Source organism: Zoogloea sp. GDB6 (assembly GCF_056724105.1).
Map to the genome: position 1 here is coordinate 3,367,528 of NZ_CM161497.1, position 25,727 is coordinate 3,393,254.

At 56.7% G+C, this 25,727-nt stretch carries 27 protein-coding genes; 8 read left to right on the forward strand and 19 right to left on the reverse strand.

Features of this window, described 5'->3' with window-relative positions; genetic code table 11:
• Positions 1-29 precede the first annotated feature (29 nt).
• Together AC1PQG_RS15350 and AC1PQG_RS15355 are read right to left on the reverse strand one after the other, a co-directional pair.
• Positions 30-1,856, reverse strand: coding sequence for an outer membrane protein assembly factor BamB family protein (locus tag AC1PQG_RS15350; RefSeq protein ID WP_481118689.1), 1,827 nt, complete (start codon positions 1,854-1,856; stop codon positions 30-32).
• A 257-nt stretch (positions 1,857-2,113) separates the two neighbouring features.
• On the reverse strand, positions 2,114-2,800 hold the full coding sequence (locus AC1PQG_RS15355; protein ID WP_481118690.1) for an SDR family oxidoreductase: 687 nt from the start codon (positions 2,798-2,800) through the stop codon (positions 2,114-2,116).
• A gap of 203 nt (positions 2,801-3,003) precedes the next feature.
• On the opposite strand from AC1PQG_RS15355, the gene AC1PQG_RS15360 reads away from it, so the two are divergent.
• Positions 3,004-3,393: a carboxymuconolactone decarboxylase family protein gene (locus AC1PQG_RS15360; RefSeq protein ID WP_481118691.1), complete on the forward strand. Its 390-nt coding sequence runs from the start codon at positions 3,004-3,006 to the stop codon at positions 3,391-3,393.
• Positions 3,394-3,411: 18 nt separating this feature from the next.
• Here the strand turns inward: AC1PQG_RS15360 and AC1PQG_RS15365 are convergent, their stop codons facing one another.
• Genes AC1PQG_RS15365 through AC1PQG_RS15375 form a run of 3 tightly spaced genes read right to left on the reverse strand, consistent with a single transcriptional unit; the run spans position 3,412 to position 4,772 of the window.
• Complete coding sequence (locus tag AC1PQG_RS15365) at positions 3,412-3,639, reverse strand: DUF2798 domain-containing protein (protein ID WP_481118692.1); 228 nt, start codon at positions 3,637-3,639, stop codon at positions 3,412-3,414.
• Positions 3,640-3,654: 15 nt separating this feature from the next.
• A complete protein-coding gene (locus AC1PQG_RS15370; RefSeq protein ID WP_481118693.1) occupies positions 3,655-4,230 on the reverse strand; it encodes a flavodoxin family protein in 576 nt (191 codons plus the stop codon).
• Positions 4,231-4,277: 47 nt separating this feature from the next.
• The gene (locus tag AC1PQG_RS15375; RefSeq protein ID WP_481118694.1) at positions 4,278-4,772 is read right to left on the reverse strand and encodes a DUF2938 domain-containing protein; all 495 of its coding nucleotides are present in this window, start codon (positions 4,770-4,772) and stop codon (positions 4,278-4,280) included.
• 83 nt (positions 4,773-4,855) lie between these two features.
• On the opposite strand from AC1PQG_RS15375, the gene AC1PQG_RS15380 reads away from it, so the two are divergent.
• Positions 4,856-5,287, forward strand: a complete 432-nt coding sequence (locus AC1PQG_RS15380; RefSeq protein WP_481118695.1) for a helix-turn-helix domain-containing protein — start codon at positions 4,856-4,858, stop codon at positions 5,285-5,287.
• Between the two features lie 176 nt (positions 5,288-5,463).
• Positions 5,464-5,904 (forward strand): ProQ/FINO family protein, encoded by a 441-nt coding sequence (locus AC1PQG_RS15385; RefSeq protein WP_481118696.1) that lies wholly within the window; start codon positions 5,464-5,466, stop codon positions 5,902-5,904.
• A 152-nt stretch (positions 5,905-6,056) separates the two neighbouring features.
• Here AC1PQG_RS15385 and AC1PQG_RS15390 read toward each other — a convergent pair whose 3' ends face one another.
• Positions 6,057-6,974, reverse strand: a complete 918-nt coding sequence (locus AC1PQG_RS15390) for a LysR substrate-binding domain-containing protein (protein ID WP_481118697.1) — start codon at positions 6,972-6,974, stop codon at positions 6,057-6,059.
• A gap of 129 nt (positions 6,975-7,103) precedes the next feature.
• On the opposite strand from AC1PQG_RS15390, the gene AC1PQG_RS15395 reads away from it, so the two are divergent.
• Together AC1PQG_RS15395 and AC1PQG_RS15400 are read left to right on the forward strand one after the other, a co-directional pair.
• Complete coding sequence (locus AC1PQG_RS15395; protein ID WP_481118698.1) at positions 7,104-8,339, forward strand: MFS transporter; 1,236 nt, start codon at positions 7,104-7,106, stop codon at positions 8,337-8,339.
• 152 nt (positions 8,340-8,491) lie between these two features.
• Positions 8,492-8,800, forward strand: a complete 309-nt coding sequence (locus tag AC1PQG_RS15400; RefSeq protein WP_481118699.1) for an antibiotic biosynthesis monooxygenase family protein — start codon at positions 8,492-8,494, stop codon at positions 8,798-8,800.
• 160 nt (positions 8,801-8,960) lie between these two features.
• Here the strand turns inward: AC1PQG_RS15400 and AC1PQG_RS15405 are convergent, their stop codons facing one another.
• The gene (locus AC1PQG_RS15405; protein ID WP_458215692.1) at positions 8,961-9,407 is read right to left on the reverse strand and encodes a carboxymuconolactone decarboxylase family protein; all 447 of its coding nucleotides are present in this window, start codon (positions 9,405-9,407) and stop codon (positions 8,961-8,963) included.
• Positions 9,408-9,549: 142 nt separating this feature from the next.
• Between AC1PQG_RS15405 and pdxR the strand changes: the two genes are divergently transcribed.
• From pdxR to AC1PQG_RS15420, 3 genes are all read left to right on the forward strand, one after another.
• Positions 9,550-10,968, forward strand: a complete 1,419-nt coding sequence (pdxR, locus tag AC1PQG_RS15410; RefSeq protein ID WP_481118700.1) for a MocR-like pyridoxine biosynthesis transcription factor PdxR — start codon at positions 9,550-9,552, stop codon at positions 10,966-10,968.
• Positions 10,969-11,034: 66 nt separating this feature from the next.
• Positions 11,035-12,021, forward strand: coding sequence for a polysaccharide deacetylase family protein (locus tag AC1PQG_RS15415; protein ID WP_481118701.1), 987 nt, complete (start codon positions 11,035-11,037; stop codon positions 12,019-12,021).
• Positions 12,022-12,458: 437 nt separating this feature from the next.
• Entirely contained in the window at positions 12,459-12,755 is a 297-nt protein-coding gene (locus AC1PQG_RS15420; protein WP_481118702.1) for a hypothetical protein, read from the forward strand.
• 475 nt (positions 12,756-13,230) lie between these two features.
• On the opposite strand, the gene AC1PQG_RS15425 is transcribed toward AC1PQG_RS15420, so the two are convergent.
• The 12 genes from AC1PQG_RS15425 to AC1PQG_RS15480 all read right to left on the reverse strand — a co-directional run bounded on the left by AC1PQG_RS15425 (position 13,231) and on the right by AC1PQG_RS15480 (position 25,680).
• Positions 13,231-14,214, reverse strand: coding sequence for an MvdC/MvdD family ATP grasp protein (locus tag AC1PQG_RS15425; protein WP_481118703.1), 984 nt, complete (start codon positions 14,212-14,214; stop codon positions 13,231-13,233).
• Positions 14,211-15,293, reverse strand: coding sequence for a hypothetical protein (locus tag AC1PQG_RS15430; RefSeq protein WP_481118704.1), 1,083 nt, complete (start codon positions 15,291-15,293; stop codon positions 14,211-14,213). The genes AC1PQG_RS15425 and AC1PQG_RS15430 overlap by 4 nt, the downstream gene beginning before the upstream one ends.
• 458 nt (positions 15,294-15,751) lie before the next feature.
• Entirely contained in the window at positions 15,752-16,924 is a 1,173-nt protein-coding gene (locus AC1PQG_RS15435; RefSeq protein WP_481118705.1) for a S8 family peptidase, read from the reverse strand.
• 377 nt (positions 16,925-17,301) lie between these two features.
• Positions 17,302-18,036, reverse strand: a complete 735-nt coding sequence (locus AC1PQG_RS15440) for a hypothetical protein (RefSeq protein WP_481118706.1) — start codon at positions 18,034-18,036, stop codon at positions 17,302-17,304.
• A 928-nt stretch (positions 18,037-18,964) separates the two neighbouring features.
• Positions 18,965-19,255 (reverse strand): tyrosine-type recombinase/integrase, encoded by a 291-nt coding sequence (locus AC1PQG_RS15445; RefSeq protein WP_481118707.1) that lies wholly within the window; start codon positions 19,253-19,255, stop codon positions 18,965-18,967.
• Positions 19,256-19,378: 123 nt separating this feature from the next.
• On the reverse strand, positions 19,379-19,576 hold the full coding sequence (locus AC1PQG_RS15450; protein WP_481118708.1) for an integrase: 198 nt from the start codon (positions 19,574-19,576) through the stop codon (positions 19,379-19,381).
• A 297-nt stretch (positions 19,577-19,873) separates the two neighbouring features.
• Positions 19,874-20,125, reverse strand: coding sequence for a phosphoribosyltransferase-like protein (locus AC1PQG_RS15455; protein ID WP_481118709.1), 252 nt, complete (start codon positions 20,123-20,125; stop codon positions 19,874-19,876).
• 335 nt (positions 20,126-20,460) lie between these two features.
• A complete protein-coding gene (locus AC1PQG_RS15460; RefSeq protein WP_481118710.1) occupies positions 20,461-22,356 on the reverse strand; it encodes a DUF3732 domain-containing protein in 1,896 nt (631 codons plus the stop codon).
• Positions 22,357-22,415: 59 nt separating this feature from the next.
• Positions 22,416-22,925: a three component ABC system middle component gene (locus tag AC1PQG_RS15465; RefSeq protein ID WP_481118711.1), complete on the reverse strand. Its 510-nt coding sequence runs from the start codon at positions 22,923-22,925 to the stop codon at positions 22,416-22,418.
• Positions 22,922-24,085 carry an ABC-three component system protein gene (locus AC1PQG_RS15470; protein WP_481118712.1) on the reverse strand — a complete coding sequence of 388 codons (1,164 nt, stop codon included), beginning with the start codon at positions 24,083-24,085 and terminating at the stop codon, positions 22,922-22,924. Before AC1PQG_RS15470 ends, AC1PQG_RS15465 begins: the two co-directional genes overlap by 4 nt.
• A gap of 440 nt (positions 24,086-24,525) precedes the next feature.
• Positions 24,526-24,876 carry a hypothetical protein gene (locus AC1PQG_RS15475; protein ID WP_481118713.1) on the reverse strand — a complete coding sequence of 117 codons (351 nt, stop codon included), beginning with the start codon at positions 24,874-24,876 and terminating at the stop codon, positions 24,526-24,528.
• Between the two features lie 72 nt (positions 24,877-24,948).
• Positions 24,949-25,680, reverse strand: coding sequence for a suppressor of fused domain protein (locus tag AC1PQG_RS15480; RefSeq protein ID WP_481118714.1), 732 nt, complete (start codon positions 25,678-25,680; stop codon positions 24,949-24,951).
• Positions 25,681-25,727: the final 47 nt, after the last annotated feature.

Below are 25,727 nucleotides of genomic sequence, written 5' to 3' on the forward strand. Positions count from 1 at the left end.
ACCTTCACCCCACGACCGCGTTTAGAACGTCACTCGCAACGCTCTTCGGGCAGTCCGAACGCGATCACTGCATTACCCGACGCGATGTTGAACAGCTTGTTCCCGCCAGCCGCAACGACGAGATATTCCCTTCCATTGCGTTCATAGACGACGGGCGGTGCATTGACGCCGGCGCCTGTCTGGAAGCGCCACAACAGTTTGCCGGTCCGGGAATCGCGCGCAGTGAAGTGCCCATCCGCTTCCCCCATGAACACCAATCCGCCGGCGCTGGTCGTCACGCCGCCGGAGAATGGCCGGCTGATGCGTTCCTGCCATGCGAGCTTGCCAGTCGCCGGATCGATTGCACTGAGCGTCCCGTAGGCTTCCACGTCCTTTGGAAAGCTCAGCACGTTGACCTTATTGCCCTTCTCGTCGAGCTCCAGCGTGAAGCGACTTGGATAATGGCTGCCGCCGACATACGCCCACCCCGTCTCGCCGCTGAAAGCAATCGGAGGCCAGTTCGCACCGCCCGCCTCACCCGGCACGGCAAGCACCCCCTGGGCATCCTTTGCACGCTTGAAGAGGCTGGTCTGTGGCACAAACCCGTCCGAACGCCGGATGACCTCACCCGTGATCCGATTGAAAAAATACATCCAGCCCGATTTGGTCACCAAGGCCACACCCGGTACTTTCCCTTCCTTTGTCGGGACATCAATCAGCATCGGCGACGAAGCCAGGTCGTAGCCCCACACATCGTGCGGCGTCACCTGATGGAACCAGCGCAGTTGGCCAGTCCGCACATCCAGTGCAACCAGCGATGAGGTATAGAGATTGTCGCCGGGTCGGTACAAGTCGGCGTAGGGCGCGGCGTTACCGGTGCCGAAGTAGAGCAAGCCCAGCGCCGGATCGAGTGCGGGCGAGGAACTGATGGAGCCGCCTCCCCGTTTCCAGGCGTCGCGAAACTTCTCCGCATTCGCACGTTCGGCATCCAGATCCCGATCCAGCGCATCGCCCATCGACGTCTGACTGACAAAACCCCCCTCCCAGCCATGGTCCTTGGTCGAATACCAGCGCCAGACGAGACGCCCCGAGTCTGCGTCGTAAGCCGAGATGAAAGCGCGCATTCCGCTGCGTGGGCCGGACCGGCCAAAGGCCGCTCTCGCCGTGTCATCCTCATCCCTAAAAACATTGGAGTACCCGGCCCCGGTGGTGCCAACGATGACCAGCCCGTCGTAAACAAGAGGCGCCATGTTCCCCGCAAAGCGCGACCACTGCGACGTTTCTTCTTTGGGCAGATCGCCGATGTTCCGGACTTGCCGTGGGGCATCCGGGGCACCGGTCGCGGGATCCACCACCGGCACATCCCAAACCAGCTTGCCGCTATGGCGGTCGACCGCAATCAACCGCCCGTCGGCGGTGATCTCGTAAAGCCGCCCGTAGCCTGCCGCCAGGCCACGGTTGTGGGCGCCGCAGCACAGAACGTCGGTCGCCATCTTGTGCGTGTATTTCCAACGCACCTCACCCGTGCTGCCATCCAGCGCCACGATGTGATTGCGGGGCGTCGTCAGATACACCATCCCGTCGAGTACGATGGGGTTGGTTTGAAATGTGCCGTCGACGCCGGTCTGGTATATCCATTTCGGCACCAGACGAGATACGTTGCCACGATGGATCTGGGTCAATCCCGAATAGCGTTGATTTGCGTACCCGTGGCCATAGGTGAGCCAGTCGGCGTCCTTACCCGCAGCGCCGAGCAGTTCCTCGCTGGTTTGCGCCCGCAACAAAGGGGACGCGGCACAGAGCACCGCGAGGCAAAGTGCCTGCAGTACCCGAAAGCCATTTACGGGCAGGACACCACGCGTGGATTTCCGGCTCATGGGAGCGGAGTCTCCAGCCATTCCGGAATTACCGCCCACATCCTCAGGAGGCGGCCGAAGTACAAGGAAGCAGACATGCTGTGACTCCAGGTTATTTGAATGAGCTCAACATCGCTCGAACTCGATTCTAGAGAGTCAATAGCTGTCCGCCAGGCCCAAACCGGGGAGCGTGGAAATCCCTCCTTCTTTATCGGGCAAATTGCCCAGACAACGGCGACGCCGCCAACGTGTTCCGGCGCATGGAAGCGGAAATGAGATTATCGTTGTACCCAACCACCACAGACGGGGAATACCTGCCCCACGAAACAATTGGCCTGTGCGCTGCAAAGATAGGCGGCGAACTCTGCATCCTCCCTTGCGGAGACCAGACGGCCGAGCGGAACCTCTCTCTTGAGTCGTTCCTGAAAACGCGGGTTGGATTGCACGTCAGCAGGAAAATAGGTTGGGTTGTCTACGAAGTTTTGGGCAATGGCGTTGATCTGGATGTTGTGTACGGCCATCTCGGCGCCTACTGACTGCACATAGGCAAGCTGCGCACCTCTGGCAGCACTATAGGTGGATGCACGCCTCATACCCCGCAGAGCAGATGCGCTTCCCATGACCAGTATTTTTCCTGCTTGCCGCTCGATCATGGGTGGCAGGGCAACGCGAAAGAGTCGGGGAAGCGGATCCACCAACGCGGCAAACGTCGCCCTCCACTCCTCCTCGGAGGCTTCAATGGCCGGGGTGTTTGGCGCCGGAATCGATAAATTGGCTACAAGAATATCGACATGGCCAGCAGCAGCGAAGATTGCGGCAGGCTCATCCTCACCGATCAAAGTAGCTGTACTTGGTATTACCGAGGCACCATGTTCTGCGAACACTTCGCATAGCGTCGGTCCCATGAAGGTATCGGAGTGGGTGATCAGTACCCGCTTGCCCAGTAGATTGAGTTGATCTGGCATGCTCCCACCTCTCAAAGTATCTGCATGTTAGTGGAGAGAAACACACAGCCTCCAGGATGATCCGGTTTATGAGGATGCTGGAGCTGTTCGACAGTTATCCGATCACAAGGTTGCAACCCATTGGCACGCATGGCATCGCCGATATTGCCAATCTGGAATTGCAGCAGATAAGCTCACCGCCATTTCCATCAGGAGTGTCCACCATGCCCCGCGACGCACAATTCGAACAGGGACTGCAAAAACGCAAGCAAGTGATGGGCGAAGCCTTCGTCGACAAGGCCTTTGCCAATGCGGACGCCTTCACCGCGCCCCTCCAGGAACTCGTCACCCGCAATGCATGGGGTAGCACCTGGTGCCGCGACGGACTCGACATGAAGACCCGCAGCCTGCTCACCCTGTCCATGCTGACCGCCCTCGGCCGGAGCACCGAACTCAAAGGCCACGTCCGCGGCGCAGTCAATAACGGCGCCAGCATGAAAGAAATCCAGGAGACCCTGCTGCACGCCACCGTTTACTGCGGCTTCCCCCTCGCCATCGACGCCTTCCGCTCGGCGCAGGAGGTATTGAAGGAGATGGGGATGCTTGGGGACTGAAAAAAGTTACGCCAATGCTCAAGCTTTGGTTATCAGTCCGCCGACGATCTTCTGCGTAAGTGGTGCGACCAGCATGACTGTTGGAAATGCGATCAACCACGCGGTAATCCAGGCTGACATCCAGATCGTGAGCACGCCGTCAGCCAAGCCGGCAGCACGCAGCGTGGCTATTCCGGAAACCAGAAGAGACATCGTTCCGGAAAGAAGCAGGCTGAATAACACCGGCCCGTATTTTTTGGGAATCATGGGGTGCTCTCCCGATCAATGCTGCGTTTCGTTTGAAATGCGGTGCGCGGTCTCGGCAAAGTTGCGTCCAAACATCCGGGCCGTCTTGATATCGCCAACGACAAAGGCGTCGGCAGCGGCCGAATGTCCCGCCTGAGCCATCAACCCGGACCACGAGCCCAGGCGGTTGGCCGCTTCGTCGTATGGAACGCCGCGATGCTGCTCCGGGAGGATGGGATTGCCGAGCCACAGCATCCCGTGCTGCATGCAGAAGGTGAACAGGGAGATCAATGTCGTCTGCTTGTCACCGGCAGGAAGCGAAGACACCGTAAAGCCGGCAGCCAGTTTTCCCTTGAGCTGCTGCGCGCGCCACAGCCCGCCGGTCGAATCCATGAAATTCTTGAAGGTCCCTGAAACACCCCCCAAATAAGTGGGCGAACCCAGCAGAAAGCCATCGAACTCGAGAAGATTGTTAGGCTCCGATGTCACTTCCTCGGCCCTGACGAGACGAACGTCCGTATCGGGGATGCTCCGCGCCCCTTCTGCAATATGCCGGGCAATATGTTCGGTATGGCCATGGCTGCTGTGGTAGATGACGGCTAGTTTTTTCATTTGACGGACTCCGGGAGGATTGGATTTCTTCGTTGGGGAATAGGCTTTCATCGAGCGATCCATTCGATGACGCAAGCCGACAGAAAAAGGCCAAAGCCAAAAATGCTGTGGTTGATCAGGCTTCTGACGCAGTTCTTGATTGGGGTGGGTGTCTTCGAGGCAGCAAACCCCAGCCCCATCGCGGGTTGCATGACCAGAAGAGGAAACACTACCGTGCATACGCCAACCAGAAGCGCTATGCCGGGTGAAGGCGCTCTAGTCCACGCGACACCCGAAATACGGGTCAATAGAAACGCGAAGGCAATGCCCACGACGTAATGGGTGACCCAGCCCAACGGAGTTTCATGGACAATCGGCGAAGCCTTGCCGATTGATTGATGCGCAAACCGGCCATGAAGCAAATGCCCGACCCAACGCCCTATGAAGGCAAGATTCAGGGTCTGTACCCCGATCCGCTTCAGGAACACGAGCCAGATATCCATGAGCAAAGTGGCTCCGCACCCAATGAGGATGATCCTCGTTGCTTCTGCAATTGATGCCATGACGCACTCCTTTGAACGTTGACGAAGAAGACTCTGGAGTGCACTCTAGAAGTTGAAGTCAACTTCAAGTCAAGGGTGTTTCGATGGATATTTCTGAAGTCAGCAAACAGACCGGGATACCCTCGTCGGCATTGCGCTATTACGAACAAAAGGGACTCCTCACCTCGGTTCGTGAAAAAGGTGAACGACGCCGTTACGCCCCCTCCGTACTCGACCAACTGGCCTTGATCGCCCTTGGCCAGGCCGCGGGGCTAAGCCTCGATGAAATCCGTTCAATGCTTACGCCTTACGGACAGCCAAATATCGACAGGCAATTGCTGGTCGCAAAGGCCGAAGAAATCGATACGCTGATCAAACGCTTGAAGGCCGTGAGCAATGGTCTCCGGCACGCAGCAGCTTGCCCGGCACCGAGCCATGCTGAGTGCCCGAGCTTTCAGAAGTTATTGAAGGCGGCCGCAACAGGCGCGCTGGAGAAGCGATGGGGCAAGACAAAACTACACGCTCCTCGCGGGTAGGCCCGTGTGCATGCCGTCATTCCCTTGACCCCCTCTCCCCCGCCCGCACCGACACTCACTGCGTCACCTACTCGGCTCAGGAGGTGTTGAAGGAGATGGGGATGATTGGGAACTGAAGCCAGGGCGCATCGCAGTGCTACCATCGCATCCCGTTGAAAGCCAAGCACCTCTGATCCATGGAAGACCACACACCGTCCCCCGCGCCGAAAGCGTCCACCGAGCCCCTTACCGTAAAAGAAATGCTTAGAGCACTGCGCGAAACATTCCCCGTGTTCGCGGAGTACAAACCGCTGGCCATTGGCATAGACAAGCAAGCAATGGCCATTCGCCCCGACTTTGACAAGAAGCTCTTCAAATCTGCGATAGGCTTGCATACGCGGTCAATCTCATATCTGAAGACCCTGCAAAACGCCACTCATCGCTTCAATATCGACGGAACGTCTGCGGCCCCGGTCACTCCGGCACAACAGGAACTCGCCGCACAACAATTGCGCGAGCACTTCAAGCTTGGCGCCGAGAAGCGCAGAGCGGAAAAAGCTGCAGCAGAGGCTGTTGAAGCCGAGCAGCAACGCATGCGCAAATTAGCGACACTGGCGGAAAAGTTCGGACGGAAGTAAGGCCGTCCTGTTGAGCCTCAGCGCGAGTCTCGCGCGCTACTCAGGACAGCGAGGACGATTCAGCCAATCGCTGCCGATGCCATCCGCTTCTATGAGCGCCTGGGCCTCATCAAGCCGAAGCGCGGCCAGGAAGGACGCCATGGCTATCGCCGTTACGACACCACCGCCGTTCGACGGCCGGCCTCTTCCTTTATCCAACGGGTCGCAACCTCAACAACCGGGCGAGGCGTCGTTTCGGGTTGGATCAGCCAGTAGCCATATCGACATGGGTGGGACAACGCCGGCATTTCGACATATCTGAGCAGATTTTTTTCGATTTGATCACTGATGAGCGGGACTCGCCCCAACGCGATGCCCTGACCGCTCATGGCTGCCAGAATTACCTGGTCGTATTGATTGAAACGCACCACGCTGCGAGGGCGGGCATCCAGCCAGCCACGCTCACCCAGCCACGACTTCCAGGTAAGCCAGGGGCGCTGGGGATCTTCATATTCCAGCAATACCAGCCTCTGGAAATCATCCGCTGAATTGAGTCGCTGAATCTCGAGCACAGGATTCGCTACGACGTCGATGGACTCTTCGAAGAGCAGTGTTGCCCCAGGCGGCGCATCTTCAGGACGGCAGTAGCGAATCCCCAGATCAATGCCTTCCCGCTTCAGGTCCGCCACCCGATTCAATGCCAGCACGCGCAGATCGATGTCGGGATAACGCTCCTGAAACCTTCCTATGCGGGGCAGCAGCCACAGCGTTGCCACGCCAATGCTCGCTGTCACCGTAACGGGGCGCTCCGCTGGCCTTAGGGTTTCGAAAGCCTCCTGCAATCGCCGGAGCGATGGATCGACTTTCCGGAACAGACGCTCGCCTTCCGGCGTAAAGCTGAGAGAACGATGACTGCGCAGGAAGAGTTTGCACTCGAGCGCGTCCTCGAGGGCAAGAATCTGCCGGCTGACGGCGGACTGAGTAAGGTGCAGTTCATTGGCCGCAACCGTGATGCTCAGATGCCGCCCCACCGCTACGAAGCCCTTTAACAGGTCAAGAGATGGAATACGTGCCTGCGTGCTGGTAACCATAATTCATTCCCTTTTGGAATGTAACGAATTCCCGAATATCGCTTGAGAGCCAAACTGTGACGGATTCTAATCCTGCCCAAGCAGCTTTATAAATCATGTATTTGGGAACAGAAGAACTGTGGATGGGGGATGGTGATGCACATCAACACTGAACCGGATAGGCATTGGTGGCAGGAACCCTTGGCGTTCGTGCTGGCCGGCGGCATCGTGATGGGCTTGTCCTTGGGGATACGTCACGCTTTCGGGATTTTCATGGTGCCGATCACCATGGATCATGGCTGGAACCGCGAAACGTTCAGCTTTGCGATCGCGTTGCAGAATCTTGTCTGGGGCATCATGCAGCCGTTCGTCGGCATGGTTGCCGACCGTTTCGGCTCGCGTCGTGTCGTCATGGTCGGAATGCTTTGCTACGCCTGCGGACTGGTCGGCATGGCGTATGGCTCGACGCCACTGGCCTTCACCCTCTGCGCCGGCGTCCTCGTCGGTATTGCTCTCGCCTGCACGTCATTCGGCGTCATCTACGGCGCCTTGAGTCGCCTGGTCTCGCCGGAGCGCCGCGGCTGGGCGCTGGGGCTCGCCGGCGCCGCTGGCGGACTGGGGCAGTTTTTTCTGGTTCCGGTCTCACAGATATTCATCGACACCTTTACCTGGAGTGGATCCTTCATCGCACTGGCAATCGCCTGTCTGGTTGTTGTGCCACTGGCCTTACCGCTTGCCGACGCTCCGACCCAAACCGGCGGGCAACAGCAAAGCCTGCGTAGCGCGCTTGGCGAAGCATTTTCCCATCAGGGGTTCTGGCTGCTGATCATCGGCTTCTTTGCCTGTGGCTTTCACCTGGCCTTTATCGCCAACCACCTGCCATCCTATCTGCGCGACAAGGGCATGAGCCAATCCGCGGCGGTAATCGGTCTCGCCGTGATCGCCTTGGCCAACGTCACCGGCACCTACGTGTGCGGATTGATGGGCAACCGATTCCGCCGGAAATATGTGCTTTTCTGGATTTACGTGCTGCGGTCCCTGGCCATTGCAGCGTTCTACCTCTTGCCGCTCAGCCAATTCACCCTGTACGCGTTTTGTGCCGTGATGGGCTTCATCTGGTTGGGTACGGTGCCACTGACCAACGGCCTGCTTTCCCAGATATTTGGCATCCGATATCTCACGACACTGTTCGGCTTTGTCTTCTTCGGCCACCAGCTCGGATCGTTTCTCGGCGTCTGGCTGGGCGGGTACGTCTTCGACACAACTCGCTCCTATGACCTGGTCTGGCAACTGAGCATCGCCATTGGCCTGCTGTCTGCCGCGCTGCATTACCCGATCAAGGATGCCGAAATTCAGCGCCCCGCGCTGGCGGGGGCGAATGCATGAAATATCGGCTCATCTTGATCAGCTTGCTGACAGTCGGCGTCGGGTTGGCGTTCAGCGCCTACCTGAACCCGATGAATGTCTGGCGCTGGGCGATCCTGATGAGCCTTTGTCAGACACGTTAATGACCATTACCAATGAAAGGAACAGACCCCATGAACCAAATTGCTTCCACGCCAAAGCCCCCCTACTACGCGGTAATTTTCACGTCGTTTCTGCACGAAGAAGCCGATGGGTACGCCGAAGCAGCACAATACGCCTTGTCTTTGGCCATGAAACAGCCGGGCTTCCTCGGATACGAAGGAGTCAGAGCGGGCATGGGGATTTCCGTGTCCTACTGGGATTCCCTTGAAGCCATCCGGGCCTGGAAGGAGCATCCGGAACACAGACTGCTGCAGCAGAAAGAGCAACTCTGGTTTCGTGAATCCAAGATCCGGATTTGCAAGGTGGAAAGAGACTACTGATGGTCAGGATCAATCCACGCGCCGTCTCGCGGAACTACCTCGCTCGACCGAGACGCCCCGCTTGAAATCGTTGTCTGGATTAGGCGCGATCCGGCGCTAGGGCCGAAAAAACGTCGGGCGGCCACGAAACATCACTTGCTATGTGCGTGTTCGAGCCAGATCACGACTTGGCTGCGACAGGAAGCCGAAATGGCGCGCCCAGTCGATTAAACGCGTTCATTGCGGCGATCGTGATCGTGAGGTCGACCAGGTCTTTGGGCGTGAATTGTGCCGAGGCAGCGGCGTACGCCTCATCCGAAGCATGCGTTTCGCTGACACGAGTCACCTCCTCAGCCCAGGCCAGCGCGGCACGCTCCTGGTCAGAGAATAGGTGGTGTACCTCATCCCACACCGGTACCAACGTGATCTTGTCGATCGACATGGTTTTCCTGAGATCGCGGCTGTGCATGTCAATGCAGTGGGCGCAGCCGTTGATTTGCGAAACACGGAGGAACACGAGGTGCACGAGCTCCTCGGGGAGGTTCGTCTTCTTTGTGACGTAGTGGTGGATACCAAAAAGAGCCTTCGCGCCGTCAGGTGCGATTTCTTGCCAGTTCAAGCGTGTCATCTCAGTCCCTTCCTGTCGTTGATGGTAAGTAGTGTCACGGTCGGTGCGCCCCGTGGCTGCCTATCGACTTCAGCCGCGGTCCATGTCATAACGCCACGTTACTCCACTGGATATTGGAGAGACAGGCCCAAAAACTGCCGAAATGACTGACCCAAATACGCCCAATGTGCTTTCCATCCAGGTGGACCGTGCCACCGACGCGCCTATCGGCGACCAGATCCATGCGAGCCTTCGACAGGCGATTCTCGACGGCCGGCTTGCGCCGGGACAGCGCTTGCCTTCCGGCCGGGACCTCGCCGCGCAGCTTGGTGTCGCACGCGGCACCGTCCGCGTGGCCTACGATCGGCTGATCGCCGAGAACCTGGTGTTCGGTGCCGGCCCCGCAGGCACACGCGTATGCGCTCGGCCGCCCGTCGGCCGAGCGGACGACGAGGCGCCACTCGACGGGCCTTTGGCGGCTTTTACGCGCCCATATTCGAGCATGCCGCTGCCGTTCCAGATGGGCGTACCGGCTCACGACGCGTTTCCCACCAAGCTTTGGGCCCGCATGCGGGCGCGTGCAGTACGCGCCAACGCCATCACTTACACGGCCTACGCTGACCCGCGCGGCGAACCTGCGCTGCGGGCCCAGATCGCGAGCCACCTAGCCGTCAGCCGACAAATTCAATGTCATCCCGATCAGATCCTCGTTACGAGCGGATACCGGCAGGGCCTGATGCTTGCGCTGACGGCACTGCGCGCGCACGGGCGCAAGGCGTGGATCGAGGAGCCGGGTTATCCGCTGGGAAGACGCGCGCTGGAACTGATCGGAGCCGCGCTCGAACCCGTGCCTGTCGATGCCGAGGGGCTGAGCGTAAAGGATGGCATCGCCCGCGCCCCAGACGCCTTCCTGGCGCTGGTCACCCCGGGCCAACACGCACCGCTGGGCGTGACCTTGTCGCCGGTACGAAGACACGCCCTGCTCGACTGGGCGGCGGCAAGGGAGGCCTGGATCATCGAAGACGACTATCTCGGAGAACTGCAGCTCGACGGTCGGGCGGCACCGGCCCTTGCCGCAGGCGAAGGCGCCGACCGCGTGATTCACATCGGCTCGTTCAGCAAAACGCTCAGCCCAGCGCTGGGCCTCGGTTTCGTCGTCGCCCCACGCTCGCTGGCGGAGCGTCTGGTCGAAGTCGCCGCCGTGTTGGCCCCGGCCCCGAACCGGACCACTCAAATGGCTGTTACAGAGTTTCTGGCGGATGGGCACTTCCTGCGGCACCTGCGCCAGATGAAGGCTCTCTATGCCGAGCGCCGCAACCTCGCGCTAGCGCATGTCGGCGAGTTTCTGCCGGGCTCGCTGGCGGCGGGCCTAGGCGTGATCGCACCGCTTCCACAACTTGCCGACGACAGCGCCATTGTCGAAATTGCCCGCGCACACGGCCTAGCGCCTTCTGCCCTCTCGGCCTGGCATCTTCGCCGCACTCATGTGCAACGCGGTTTGCTACTCAGCGCGACGAACCTGCGCCTCGACAACATAGATGCCGCGTGCGCGAAACTTGCAAGTATCGTTGCATCTCATTGAGTCGTAGCCCACAGGCATCGTTTCTTGAGAGCAGTGCCCTGTAAGTCGGCCTCCAGCGTTTCTTCCATGGACCTGAAACCCAGATCGAACTCCCCGTCGCTCCCCGGTATATCACGCGCCTTGCTTCCCAACATGGTTTCCCGTTTTTCCTCCTTCCGATCAATCCTTGTTTTTGTTCTCTCCCTATGGGCCCCGTGGGGCTCCGCGCAGACGCTCGCGCTGACCTTCGATGATGGTTTCAATCCCACTGCGCAGCCCAGGGCGACGCAGTGGAATGCGCAGATGCTGGGCGCCTTGCATGAACACAAAATCCAATCCGCCTTGTTCCCTTCACTGGCGCGCATGGGCGGTGTTGAAGGGCTTGAGTTGGTGGCGGCTTGGGCACAGGCAGGGCATCTGGTCGGGAACCATACAGCCAGTCACCGCAGCCTGGCTGATCCGAAAGTGTCGCTGGAATGGTTTATTGCCGACGTCCAGGCCGCGGACGCGACGGTCAGAGACTTACCCAGCTTCGTTCCGATGCTGCGGTTTCCCTATCTGAAGGAAGGCGACACCCTGACCAAACGTGATGGTTTGAGGGCCTGGATGGCCCGGAATGGCTACAAAAGCGCCCCAGTATCCATCGACGCAAGCGACTGGTACTACAACCTCGTTTATGCCGCGCATCTGAAGGCGGGCGATGCCGACAAGGCGGAACGCGTGAAACAGCGCTATATCCGCCATCTGCTCGACCGAGCAGCCTATTACGACGGTCTCGCCCGCGAAGTCCTCGGCAGAAGCCCGGCCCATGTCATGCTCCTCCACACCAACCAGATCAATGCCGAAGCCTTGCCGGAGGTGGTTGCGGCGCTGACGGCTCACGGCTGGACCATCATCCCTGCGAACACCGCATTTCAAGATCCGCTGTACGCACAAGCACCAGACACCCTTCCTGCCGGAGAGAGCATCATTTGGGCGCACGCCAAAGCGCGCAATCTTCCGGGCCTGCGCTATCCAGCAGAAGATTCCGTGTATGAGGAGCCTTTGCTACGAGACGCCGGATTGGTGCCTTAAGATCCGGAAAAGGCTGCCGTCGCAAGCCCTGCATCCAAATACGACGTCATTCCCTTGACGCCCTCCCCTGCCCGCGCCGATACTCACCACGTCACCTAAACAGTGGTGATCGGGCGTGAGAACCCGATTGAATCAAGGCCGATGAAGGCCGCGTTTGACGCGGCTTTTTCTTGTCGGAGCATGGTCGCGTCTGTCCAATGGCGGGCCGTGCGGGGCAGCCGCAAGGCTGGCCGGTTCCTTGATTCCGGTTTCTCACCCCCGCACGGTTCCGCCGCCCACCGTGAGAAGTGGATGACGGAGATTCAGACCGCAATCAAGGAGCAACACGCCATGACTCGTCACGCTCGGCCGTGCGCACAAGCACGCACATACATCGCCCCGCAACACCCCGCAGCCCGCCCCGCGAACACGACACACTGCGCACGGAGGGCCGCAGCATGAACACCCCGATGAACTTCCCTGCCCCCTCGGCGCCCCTCTATGTGCTCGCGGACAGCGTGGACACGCTCGCTCTCGTCGACCAACTCAGCGCCCGCCTCGCCCAACTCCAAGCCCTGCTCGCCATGACCCGTGGCAACGCCGGCGACATGTTCCGGCGCATGAATGCGGAAAACCAGGAACACTACTTGTGGGCCTGCGGAATGATTGCGGACGAAGCCAGGGAATTGATGGGGAGGATTGAGGGGCGCGGGCTCGCGGGGGTGGATGATCGAGGAGGAAGGGAACGGGTGTAGAGGTTTGGGATGGCAGTCGCTGCAAAGCCCCTTCCTGCCTGCTTCTTAGCCACAGCCACCCCGGCTACTTTCCATAATCGCTGGCTTTGCATAATCGGCCAAAGCGGCCGGTGGTGGCGTGGAGAACTGACGACGGCTTTTTCGACCCCAACCGGCCATCCGGACCTCTTTGAAGCCGCCATTCAGGCGCGCAGTGCTGCCGCGATGGGCCTGCGGTCCTGCCACGTCGCCGAATCTCTCTTCCATTTTTCTGAGCCTCAATGACTACGATCCCAACTTACACCTGCGCGACATTCTCAAGCGCCAACCTAACAGTCGCCTAGCTCTGAGCAAAAGCAGCCATTGCCCTTTCGTCCAATCGTACGTACACAGCAGCTCAGCGACATGCTAAATACTTCGCCGCAATTTGAATTGGCAGAGCGATGCTGTTTTTGGTCTGCATCCACGTCATGTGTGGTGGCAACAACGCTGCGCGTCAGCATCCTGATGCACGCTCGCGAGCTAGTCCAGGCTCGACAGCCGCAACAAGTGCGGAAGCAATGCTTGCTGAAACGGGATACTTGAGTATTCGCTCCAGCCATAGCCATTGCCCAGCGGGATTTGCTTCCAAAAAAATGGGCGTGCCTTGGCTGTCGACGATGAAGTCATAAGCTGAGAAAAAAAGGCCCAATTTCGCGTTCAATTGTAGCAATCTCCGCCTGAATTCACTTGAGATCTCGTACTCATCGTAGATTTCATCATTGAATATTTGCCTACGCCAATCAACGTCAGAATCGGGCGGCAGAGTTATTCGGGCGACAAACACTTCCTCACCGACAACCGTGATGCGCAATTCAAATTGCCGCTGGACAAGTTCCTGATAGATGCCAGGCGCGACTGCAATACCGCTCGCATTGCCCTGAATGTCGTCTCGGGTAACAACGCTCGTGAACGCGATTTGCCCAGTCGGAGGCATGTAAGGGGTGAGTGTTTTGAAGATGCACGGACCGTCCTTTAACTCACTCATGAAATCAAGAATTTGGTCCGGCATGTTTGAGATGAGAGTTCTCGGAACTGCAAATCCGACGTCTTCTGCAAGGCGCAATTGCAGCAATTTATCATCTGCTATCGCCGCGCACCTACGGTCATTTATTGAGAACGCTTGCGCAGTTTCGCTGGCCAGGAAATTGCACAAATAATTCCATTCCCTATGCCTAAACTGACAGTCGTAATATGCCAGTAAGCTGTCTGTTGGAACGGCCCCAATGGGCTTGAGGCGCCACCAAACTGCCTCCACGGAAGATAAATCGAGCTGTGCGTCACCGATTGCAAATCGGGCTCGCCGCGATATCTGCGATTGAACACCTATGCCCGCGTTGTCGAATAAGTCAAAAATTGTGCACTGCGCCCCGAGTCGATCGATCTCGGCCGAAACCGCCTGAATATGAGGGTCCGCCTTTGCCCCAATGAGCAGAATCATCTCGAGGCAACCTCTAACGGGTCAATCGCTGAAATGAACTCCAACTGCTCCCGCGTTCGAGGGGCGTCCCTCAATGCCCAGCAGAGTGCCTCCCCAAGTTTCCGCAACGCAGGAGCGACAACGCCTAGGCGACCGGAAGCCTGCGAATATTCCTCATCTGAAAGAGATTCTTGCGTCTTTAACAAGTATGCATAAAATCTGCAGACGCTTGCATAGATCAGAAATGCTTGGAACAGAACTGGCACTGCGCGAGTGGCGCCCGTCACAGGCGATGTCAAGGTGGTGGCGTCGCTTGGCAAGTCGGCCGGGCGCTCAAATAGCCACCAGGGCCATATCTGTTGATGGTAATATTCATGAATGAGTTGCTCAGCAATCTCCGGCGGGCTTGCAATGGAGACAAATACACCACCGATAAAATGATTTCGAAAGCTATAGCTTTTCGATGAATATCGTTGTTTCGGAATAAAAGCGACGCATGAAATTCGCGAACGCAATCTGCCAGAGAGGTCAGGGCAAAACAAATCGATTAGTGACAGCGCTTGCGACGTAAGGTGCGCCATGCTATCGACGGTCCATTCTTCATTACCACGATAGAGTGATGCAGAAACATCGTCAAAGAGATGGGGATACGGCCGGTATATAAGTGGAAGAGTATCGGGAGACGAGCTAACTAATCCTTCTACAACTTCGTAACCTCTTTCATTCCTGCGATATACAAGTGGCGATTTATGGCGAAGCCGTAGGAAGGCGACATCGATAGGGTAGTCTCCTTCAAACCCTTCTAGTCCGAGATGAATTTGAAGACATTTTAGACTAACCTCGGGCGCCAGATTGTCTGGCCGGCAAAGATAGTTTAGGTATGGATAAACTTCGGCGTTTCGCCATGCCGCTTTACATCCTTCGGCTAAGTGGTGGCGAATCGCATCGTACTGTGGCAACTCAGCAATAGATGCATTTACTCGGCCGGCATGCACGAGAAGGTGATAGGGTAGTCGATTGGCGATTGTCTGCTCGTACACACCATATGAAGTCCGTGAGAATGTGTCATAGAGCCGCCTGAAGAGGTCTTCAGTAGTCAATTGCGGTGTCCTGCAGTTCTGTAGGCATCAATAGTCAATCGACGCTTGGAAATTTTGACCGACCTTTATGGCGGGCGAATTCACCGTTCACCCGCATCGGGACATGTTAGCCGTTGTAGTCGACGTCGGCATCGCCATCTGGGTTCGGGGTCCCCACGCCGGTCACGGTCCCTGTTCCACTCCAACCCTCGGGCTGCGCTGACGGGCCGGCGGCCGCAGCCCCCGCCAAGGGTTGGATCCGCGTTGCGAGCGCGCCTGCGAATGGTTTGATGGTTATCGTTGATTCTACGCTGGGGTCGACGAAGACTGTAACCGGAACCTTGTTAGCCATTGCAATACTCCTAGTAGCAGAGTTAACGGAAGGGCACCAAACTTCTATTCTTCACAATTGGGTTCGTCACCTCCTTACTATCAGCACACATCCAGGACGCTGTCAAGTTGATTCTGCAGCGTACAAACTACTCCTGTGGTGCGGTCACTAGCCCAGCACCAATATCAAACGGATCAAATCCGGTTGCGAGCCCTTTCAGACTAGCCGTTCCTATTACCCGCGCGGTAAGTCCAACGGTGCTTAACGCCCCAAATTTCAGTGTTCTCTCAGCCCACAGCGCTGCTGCGCCGGCAACGTGTGGCGTCGCCATACTGGTACCACTCATTACTCTCAGACCGCCCTTGAGCGCGGCAGACATAATGCTTACGCCGGGAGCGGCCACGTTCGCTCCAGTGTTTGAGAATCCAGCAACCTGTAAACCGGCCGGAGAATCTTCAAGAGCGGCAACTGAGACGATTCCATCGGAAACGGCGGGAGGAGAAACACCTATCTCAAGGCTCGGGCTGCCGTATCGATCACTTTCATTCCCAGCTGCCGCTACAATAAGCGATGTCTGTGCACGCGCCTTTATGAATTGGGCGAGCTTTTCGAAGAGCAGAACATTCGCACGGTATCCCTCCAAAGCTCTCGAAACAGCCATCCGAGATGGAAAGCCTTGCTTCTCTAGCGAAGCGGCATAGGCTGGAAAATCAATTCCCAAAGACATCGAGATAACGGTGGCGCCGTTCTCAGCAGCCCATTGAATCGCTGACGCAATCTGCTCACTCGATCCGCCACCTGAACCAAGAACCTTTCCAACCAGCGCGCGCGTAACGCCAGGCGCCACTCCTATACGAGTTCCATTGACCGGCCGACCGAAAATTGTTCCTGCACAGTGGGTCCCGTGCCCCCGAACATCCTCGTCCGATTCCTCCGTGAAGTTTTTCAATACGAGGTCCATACCTTCGAACGCGGGATGCGATTTGTCAATTCCCGTATCGAGTACAGCTACGCATATACCGGAACCCGTGAAGGGGGATGTATCCGCTCCAATGGCTCGGACACCCCACGCTGTCGTTGAAGCCTCACTGCCAGACGGCTCACGGGAATCTGTGGGTTCAAACAGGTTCATTGGCATCGCCGGCGCGATGGCAAGAACATCATTCTGTCGAGCAAGTATCGGTACGTCCGGCCTCGATAAATATTCAACATGTAGATAGACTTCCGTAGGCAGGGTTGCAACCAAGGGCAAAGCCATTGGCTGCATCGCGTTGCGGCTCAACGCCATCGATGACTTTAGAACAATGTGTCTTTCGCGCATATCGTATTCCTCGACGAGGTTGCCCGTAAGAGCCGCTCAGCCATCGAAGCCAATTGTGAAGTCGTTAGCACGACCCTCCGGGAGACCATGTCCCATCAGCGTTGCAGAAGAGATAAGTTCCATCTGCGCAGATGCGCGATCTGTTTGAATAGCGGATGCCGTTATAAAGACAACCCACCTCGGTTGGGGTTGCCGTCGGTGAATCTTCATGCGCCAACTCCCCTGCGATCTCGGAAGTGTGCTTTGTAGGATCAACGGGCCCGACCTTTATCTTACTATTCAAGGTACACTCCTTATTAAACAGCAGCCCTGACAGGTTGGAACGCTGTCGTTCCTATATATTTGCGGTTCTGACTTGGCCGCCAAATACGTGACCTTCACTCTGCTGAAACGTTAGCGGCAACAGAATGGACTAGATTTCCGGTCTTATCGGTCCAAGAAGCGCTGACTCGGTAAGCCGATCGTGAAGCCACACGTAGGGTCGAACGAGCGGTGCCGTCCGGGGATGCGCGTTCAATAGCGCTCACCGCAAGGGGTTGCCCTGCCGCGCCGGACGCCGCTTGTGCAACGAAAGTGACAGTGACATTCCTCGGCACGCTTGCATTGACCAGGATGCGGGTAGAGTCAACTGGGTCAAAGCGCGCCGCAAGAGAAGTTGAATGTCCGTCGTTCGATAGGAGAGCGATTCCAAAGCCGATCGTCACGCAGGCTCCGGCGGAGGCGGTCCATCGCTCTGCCTTCTTCAGCGCCGCATGCTTTTCCTTCGCGGCTTGCGCATAGGCATTGGCAATCTCGACTGGGACCCGTGGGTCAAATGTAAACAACATTGGACGTCCAACGCGTACGGCATACCAGTACGCGATAATCAGGATGAAGCTCGGAGCCCCGACAAAAATTGACGCTAATGAACTGATATTTTCCGCCGCAAAGACGGCAACGAGTATTCCGACGGAAGAGTAGACAGTCCAAAACCAAGCAATTGCTCCGACGAGTTGAGTTGCACGCGCTTCGGGCCCTGCAATCGCTCCTTGAATGGCGTCTTGAGCATAAGAGAGCCAAAATCGGTCACCCACAACAACGTCGGAAAGATCTTGCGTATTGGCGCCAATCACGGTTCATCCCCCGTTTTGGAAGTGGACACTTTGTAGGGGTGCGTGTGCTGATTTTCGCAAGTAAGGTACACAACGACCTCCGCCAGAGGCGTTTCCCGCGTCTGAAACCCTATGCCGCCCGGCGCGGTGAGTCGCTGGTACATCACCATGAGGGGACAGCCCTGCTCCTTACAGGGGAAAGTCTGCGACATGTGTTCTCCTGCCGGTCACGAATCCGCCACTAACGTCCATCCCGTACGTGGACTCACTATCCGCAACAGCCTGCCCCTGGGCAACCCACCGGGTCTGAACAGCAACTGTTGCAGCATGTGACATAGCATCCAGACCCATACGAAGTGCAGCAACTCGTGGCGCCGAACTGGACTGTAGCTTGGCACTTCAACATTTCCTCGGTTGGATTTTCGACTACTTCAAGCTTCGCTAAGAGCATCGTCTCTGATCCATTCAGCGCACTTATAGCGGAAGGCTTACCTAGCTGAACCCAGCCTTCGTGCGAAAGAACGAGCTTGTCGGATCCTTCGGCCTTCGCCAGTTGTATCCAACCTGCCGGTCCATTCGGGCTGCCGCTGATAATCGCGGTAATTCTTCGTCGTGCTCCGTCAACGCCATCTACAGAACTACCGGTTTCAACTGTTCCGACAAGCCCTGAAGATAGGACCATGCCTAAAGGATGCCCCCCAAAATCAAGCTCAATGCGAAAGAGATCCATGCAGTCTCCCATTTGTGTTCTAAAGATTTGGTCTACAGACTTATATGTGGCCGAACGGGCCTACTGCTGTGTCATTGGATCAGCATAGACGAACACCAACGATCTACAAGAAAAATGTAAGGGTCACCGGCAGCTTCTGGCCGACAGTACTCTCTCGGCATCGAGACTGTAAGCGCCCCCCGTCGCATCTCGGATGCTCTGCGAGAGACCGCTTTAAGGTCAGATCTCGGTCTGCGCTGAGATCTCCAAGGCATCATCGACCTCGATGCCAAGGTAGCGGACGGTGGACTCAGGCTCGGAGTGGCCTAGCAGGAGTTGGACAGCCCGCAGGTTCTTCGTGCGCTTATAGATCAAAGTCGCCTTCGCACGCCGCATCGAGTGCGTGCCGTAGGCGGTAGGATCGAGACCAGCCGCTACGACCCGGAGCTCGACGATCCTCGCATACTGACAGATGGAGACGTGCGGGGAGTTGTGCAGTCGGCCTAGGAAGAGAAAGTTTTCCGGCTTCAAGCCGGCCTTCGCGGATCCAGGCTGCCACTGCCGTACGCGTCGGCTCCGTCAGCTCAAACTGGACGGGCCGCTGCGTCTTCCGTTGAACCACCATTGCACGCGAGAGAATCTGACCTCCGTGCGTCACATCGCGAACCCGCAGGCTGACGAGGTCACAGCCTCGGAGTTTGCTGTCGATCGCCAAAACATGGCGAGGTCTCGCACCTCGTGTGTGTTCTGCAGGTGAATGCGGATAGCCCAGATGTCTTTGGGTTTGAGCGGTGCCTTCTGGCCAACCAGCTTCCCCTTGTTCCAAGCCTCCCAATGTTCGCGGTTTTTCATGACAGACTCCTTGCTGTTGATCGGAGCCTGATTTTTGAACTCATGGCGAAGGACTGCTATCGGCAAGGATGCAGAGAGGGTACTATCGACCATCAAAAATCATTCGTCGGTCAAACCTATCCGGCCGGTTAAGGCTGATTGCGGCCAGTCGCTCTGGCAGCCATGAACGTCAGCTCTGGATGTGAAATAGATACACGCTGTATTTCGGCGAGCAGTGGACGAAAGTCCGTTGCATCCATAGACGTGTCGTTGATCACTCACTTTGAGAGGAATGGCCGTTCAACTTGAGCGCCTTATCTAAGCACGTGGGAACAATGGTTTCCAAGGGCGCTCGCCAACCGAACCTCCACTCCAAAATATAGGGAGCGTATTGTTCGGAGCAGCGTTATGAAAAATCACCAAGGTACCCATGTCTCCATGGCCCAAAGGAGCACTGGGACATAGCTCTCTGCCGATCTGCTGAAGCACCTCATTCGCAAAGCCACGCTCGCCCTCTGACTCAAAGATCTGTGCATCATCGTCACAAGCCCTTAAATCGTCCCCAAACACAGTGGGGCTTCGTGATGCTCATCAAAGTGTCCACTTCTATTTGGCTAGTGGACACTATGTTTAGCGAGCTAAGGGGCTTGGGGAAGATGGGATGGCCGGGGGCTTACGCAATGGCCGAGGTTCAGCCGCTGATCCGAGGGGCTCTTCCTCGGCCTTAGCGGTCGTTAGCCTGACGGCTTAAAACGTGCCGCATAGCGCCGCTTACCAGCCGTTCAGCCCCCAAGATCGACCAACGAACGTTTTCGTCGGCGGCGTATAAGCTTTGCCATGGAAACTAATCATCACAGTAGACAAGGGAGGGGGACGCATGTTGGCTTTGCTATGAGCCCAGGAGCCTAGTTCCATTCAGCCGGCACGAGGCCTTTCCCACGCCACTCTTCAACGCGATGGACGTTAGCCAGTCCGCCCCAGACCTCTTCATCAGCGTGGTCCAGCACGATGATCTGCAGCCTGCCCCTAGTCCGTGAGATGATGTGATCGAAAAGTGCGAATACCTTTCGCACCGCAAACACGTCTTCATTGCTCCACTCCGGATCTAGATCCTCTTCCAATGGCTTTCCTGCTCTCCGAGCTGGAAAGTAAACTTGGCTTGGCTGGTCGTAGATTAGCAATCCCGGCACTGGATGATTCGGCTTGCTAAGAAAGTACCCCTGCAGCGCAAGGGTGAGGGCCACGTGATATGCAAGCCAATTCGCACCGCTACCAATCTCCCAAAGGAAATCATCGCGCGTACCACGAATAACTTTCACCGTGAGGTCTTGGATATTCAGACGAATGGGTGCATCCGGCCACTCTCCATCAAGCTCTGGAACTATGCGCGAAGAAATGGACTGGATCGTGTCAAGGGCATTTTCCGTTTTTCGGCTTATCTCGTGTTCAGATATCAGCTTATTCAAATCCACAACTTGTGCCCTCAATGCTGAAATTTCTTCGTTCAGCGCTGAAGAAGTATCAGCCGCTTCATACAATCTCAGGGCTTCCTGCAGTCGGCCAAGAAAGCGCGAAATGTATTCGCCTCGAGTGGTTGCTTTGCGCGCTTCTTCCGATTGACCTTCTAGTGTTCGTATTTCTTGACGTACCGCCGCGAGATCAGCAAGTATGGTTTCCACTGCCTCGCGTTGACGAAGCGTTTCTCTTCCTAGGGATTCAGTAACTCCCGGGTGCGTTCGCAGTCGAAGTTCTATGCCCTCAAGCGCCTCACAGAGCTGATCAATCCGTGCTCGTCCGGTATCACTGGGTTCAAGCACAACCGATGGACGTTTAATGGCCAGATCTCGAATCCATCGCGACAAGCCCAACCGATCACGTTGGACGTGGAGGCCGTCCCGGAAGGTGCTGCTGCTCTCATCTAGGCGCCGCAGTTCATGCAGCCGATTGCGGGACTGGTTGAGGTCCATCCCAAGCTTGGACTCTGCTGCCCGAAGTTCTGTGAGCCTTGCCATGATGACGTCCATAGACGCAAGCGTCGGTGTGGCAGCGCGAGCATCGCTTTGCATTGCAGTTCGAAGTAGGTCCACGATCGATGGCCAGTCGTTCGGTACCACGGTATCGGCCGGCAGCAGCCCATACTCAATCGCCAGGCGCACCCAAGCAAAGCCTTCTCGCTGCCAGGAGGCTCCAGAGGCCTGACGGGCCTTCAGTTCGCCTTCCTTACGGCGCAGCAGCCGTGAGATGCGATCTAATTCGTGACGCGCTTGCAGAAGCTCTGGGCTGATGGCACCAAGCACGTAAGGGAAGATGGTCTTGAGTTTTTCGCGATGCTCCGTTGTGTCAGCCTTGAAAAACATCACGTCAGGATTTGCAACGATGTTCTGAGGCTGAAAAAGGAAGGCCATCAGATCGCGAAAGCTTGGCCGAGACTTGAACCTGTCCTCACTCCCCGGCTCGAACTGCAAGTTCGAGAGACCGGAAAGTCGATTCAGGACCGCCTTGACGTAGTCAACCGTTTGATTCTTCTCCTGGATCACGGGAGGCGGCTCGATTTCCGGCCCTTCCAAGAGCAGCATGTCGCCAGAGGCCTTCAAGTTACCTGGCTCCCGGCGAGCAATTAGCTTCTGTCCCTCAAGTGTATCGAGTAGCACACCAAACCAGGAACAACTATCGCGAATCACGCCCACTGGAATAGCGCACTTCTCTGATCCCAAGCAGTAGTCAACGATTGGTATGACTGACGACTTGCCAGTCTTCGATGCCCCGCTAATAACGTTGACCAAACCGGGCTCAAACTTCACGACCCGCGGCTCTCCGCCGCGTCGTGGCCATAAGATAACTTGCCGTAGTTGAAAGTACATTAGAACTCCACTCTGAGCGTGTGCACCACCTGCTGATCGGTGAGCCCCGCAAACCAATAGCCGATCCTTTCGCAAGCTGGTCCAAATTGTCGAATTCGCTCGGGCAACGCTGGCATGCCCAACTCCTCGTACGGACTAATTGACCAGATGGTGGCCATCGTTGGCTCGATTCGAATGAGACCGGACTGCTCCGCGCGGACGAGCGATTCCAGGGTCAATCGCCTTAGCGCCAACGCCCGACCGTGAATCGCTAGAAGGTCTTCGCGCTTATTCCCGAGTTTGCCGGCGAACAGGTGCAGCCCCGATGCTTTATGGGTGCTCAGTACCATCGTCAAAGTTGGGCCGTGCAGGATCAGCGGGAGGACAAGGAACGCGAGGGGAAGCACCGCTGCGTGGCCATCACGATCTTGGTATCCAAGGCCGAACTTCCACAGCGCGTAGGCACCCAGCGCCTCGTTCTGAACGAGCGCCGCCTCGCTAAGATGGCGTGACTGAACGACCTCACTCATGCTTTGTCCTCCTCATCAAGAAGGACTTGGTATTCCGGATGCCAGCCAAGTTCTTGCCTGTCTGCCAGATCGTTAAATGCTCCATGGGTGAAGTAGCTCGGTACCGTGCGGCTATCTATAGGCACCTCCAAGACGGAACATCGGCCGTAGATGAGGCGCCCTCGCACGACGTTCGGCTTGTCTGAATGGAGGTCATTGACCTCACCAGCGAACGCTTCGTGCCGACGCAATAGCGAGTCCTCCCAGTCCTTGAAGGTGTCGTCGTAGATGAATCCTGCTTCGGCCCACTTCACCTTGTCGCCAGACGTTCTCATGAGATCACTTGCTGCCCGAAGTTGCAGTGCCTCCGTAGCTTCGATCAACTGCAGTTGCCGCACGAACATAGGTCGGCTTGTGAGTACCGCTTTGGCGTCCGCCGTCGTTGGAGCCGCTGTTAGCGAAGCTAGATAGCCAGGCATGTTGTTCTGCTGAACGAATGCATGAAAACTCTTCCGAAACTCTGCAACGCTTATCAGAGCTGGCATGCCGTCGCGGATGAGGCGGTCTGCCCTCGCCTGTGCCATCCCAACAGCGGCTTCGCAGATGATGTCAATTGAGCCGTCTGGAACAGTGGGTGCCAGCAAATCCCGCAGCGGTTGTATCGGATCGACATCGCGGCTCAGAATCGACGTCTTGCAAATGACTTGGTTGCGAAGAGCAGCCGTCACATCAAGAAATCTCTGTACGTGCGGCATGCACTTGGGCGGTTCGGCCTTCTTGCTGAGCTTGCCCTCGATTTGTCGGAGCAGCAGGTCTACAGCGTCCACAGACGTTGCGTCATGAATGGCCGAACTCACCTTGCCAGATTTCGGAGGCGTCACGTACAGGCGAAATGTCGTTGTTCTCCCATCAACTTTTTTGGACTCGACAGCAACAAGCCAGTTCGCAATGGTCTTCCAAAGGTCCTCGGACCAATCCGAGAGTGCATTATGTGACAGAGCGCTCTTGCATTGCTCCAATAGGACATTTCCGTTGGCGTAGTGGATAGCGACATCATCCAGAAGCTCTAAGGAAACACTCGAATCCGACGGACTACTGAGAAGATGGTAACAGAGCCGGACTGGCTGCAACGAGAAGCCCAGATAGGGGCCAGGTGCGCTATGTTTGACTAAGGCTGTCATGGACGCTGCCCCAAGTCCAGTTGGCTATGGGTGGCTGCCCATCGGCAATTCGTAAACTCCATGGCACTCCCTGAGTTTTGCTGCAATCTAGCCTAGGCTAGGCTGTCTGCTTTGTTACGCAACGGGTAGCAGCAACAAATAGTCAAGCAGCCAAGCGCCAAAAAATCTAATTCCTAGCATTGCTGGATTTTGCCATCCGCCGCGACTATCTTTCAACCAATTGCATGCCATTCCGATAGGCGGGAAAGCAGCGCATAGCCGCCTGACATCGATCGTACTCTCACCGGCGGCTCAGGCAGCGGAAGAGCCCCTCGAATCAGCGGCTGGCCCCCAATCCTGCCAGTGACGAATGAGCTAGGCAGTCGCTCAATTTTGGAGCCGAGGGCATGAGTGGCTCGGCCGTGAGGCGTCCTTATCGACTTGCATGTTTAGAGCTTATGTTATCGAAGCCGAGTACCGTCAGGATTGACCGCCTCTTCATCTCGACGTGTTGGGTAGTACTTCATTTTGTGGTCCAGTTCATAAAACAATATGCCGTGGATCCCCATCGCATCGCGTTTGGGGATACGTCGCTTCCATATACAAACGAACGCCTCGCGAAGCTCCTTTTCCGGTCCGCGAGCCATGACTTCCCTAATAAAGGCAACATCCTCGCCTTTGGGATAAATTAGAGCGAATTCCTCTTCGGTTGCCGCGAAGATGTCGTAAACGGAATTATTGGCTCCATCGATAACTTGGATATTCTTCATACACCCTAAAGTCTTTCGGGAGATTGACTTGATGCGCGACATCGGCCTCGGTCCGTTACATTAGACCGCGCGTATTCAGGGCGCTCCATTGGGACGGCACCTCACGTTATTTAGTCAGAAAAAACCAAATCGCCTCTTCGCAACGTTACGGCGCTTTGGATCAATGATGTCATTTATACCTACTCGATCGAGGCGGTCGAGTAGCTTCTCTGTACCAGCGTTGAGTTTTAACTGCATCTCTTCCTCATACAGGGGCAGTACCGAGTAAAAGGTTATTTTCTTGTCTTTGTCGATTTGCAGTTCGTGGAATCCGTCGGGCACAGTAATCGACGGCAAGATGATTGCTCCGCACAACGACGTACCTGGCGCATAGGGCGCAGGTGGATCACCATTGGGAATGGTATGCCCCCATCCAAGCCACGTGGCATGTTTGTGGGGAAACCTTGCCAGAGTCTTGATGAGACGAACTGGCCAGTACCAGCTTTCATCTTTGAAGGAGGCTTGATCAAGCCTCCAGCTCTTGGGGAGGGTGACAAGCAACTCGGTATAACGAGGGACGTCTGCCCCCTCAGGAACAGGCATCGGCAGATCGCTCATTCCGGAGGTAACCAGCCGAGCAAACGGAAAGTGCTCTGTGGGTTTCACGAAATGAACGTCAATGTGTACGGTATCAGAAGCAATCTCGTGAAAAACAGTCTCGACCGGCCCTAGATGAGCCTCGATGTGATTCGAAATCTCCTCAATACACTCCTCCCCCAGGGGCACCTTCCAGGAGCCTTCTTCTCCATGCCGGAGAAGAAGGCTTCCGCCCCGTGAGACAGCGCCTTCATCGCTTTTCGAACTCATGGATTTTTTCCTTCAAGATAGCCATGATCACCACCAGAGTGAATCAA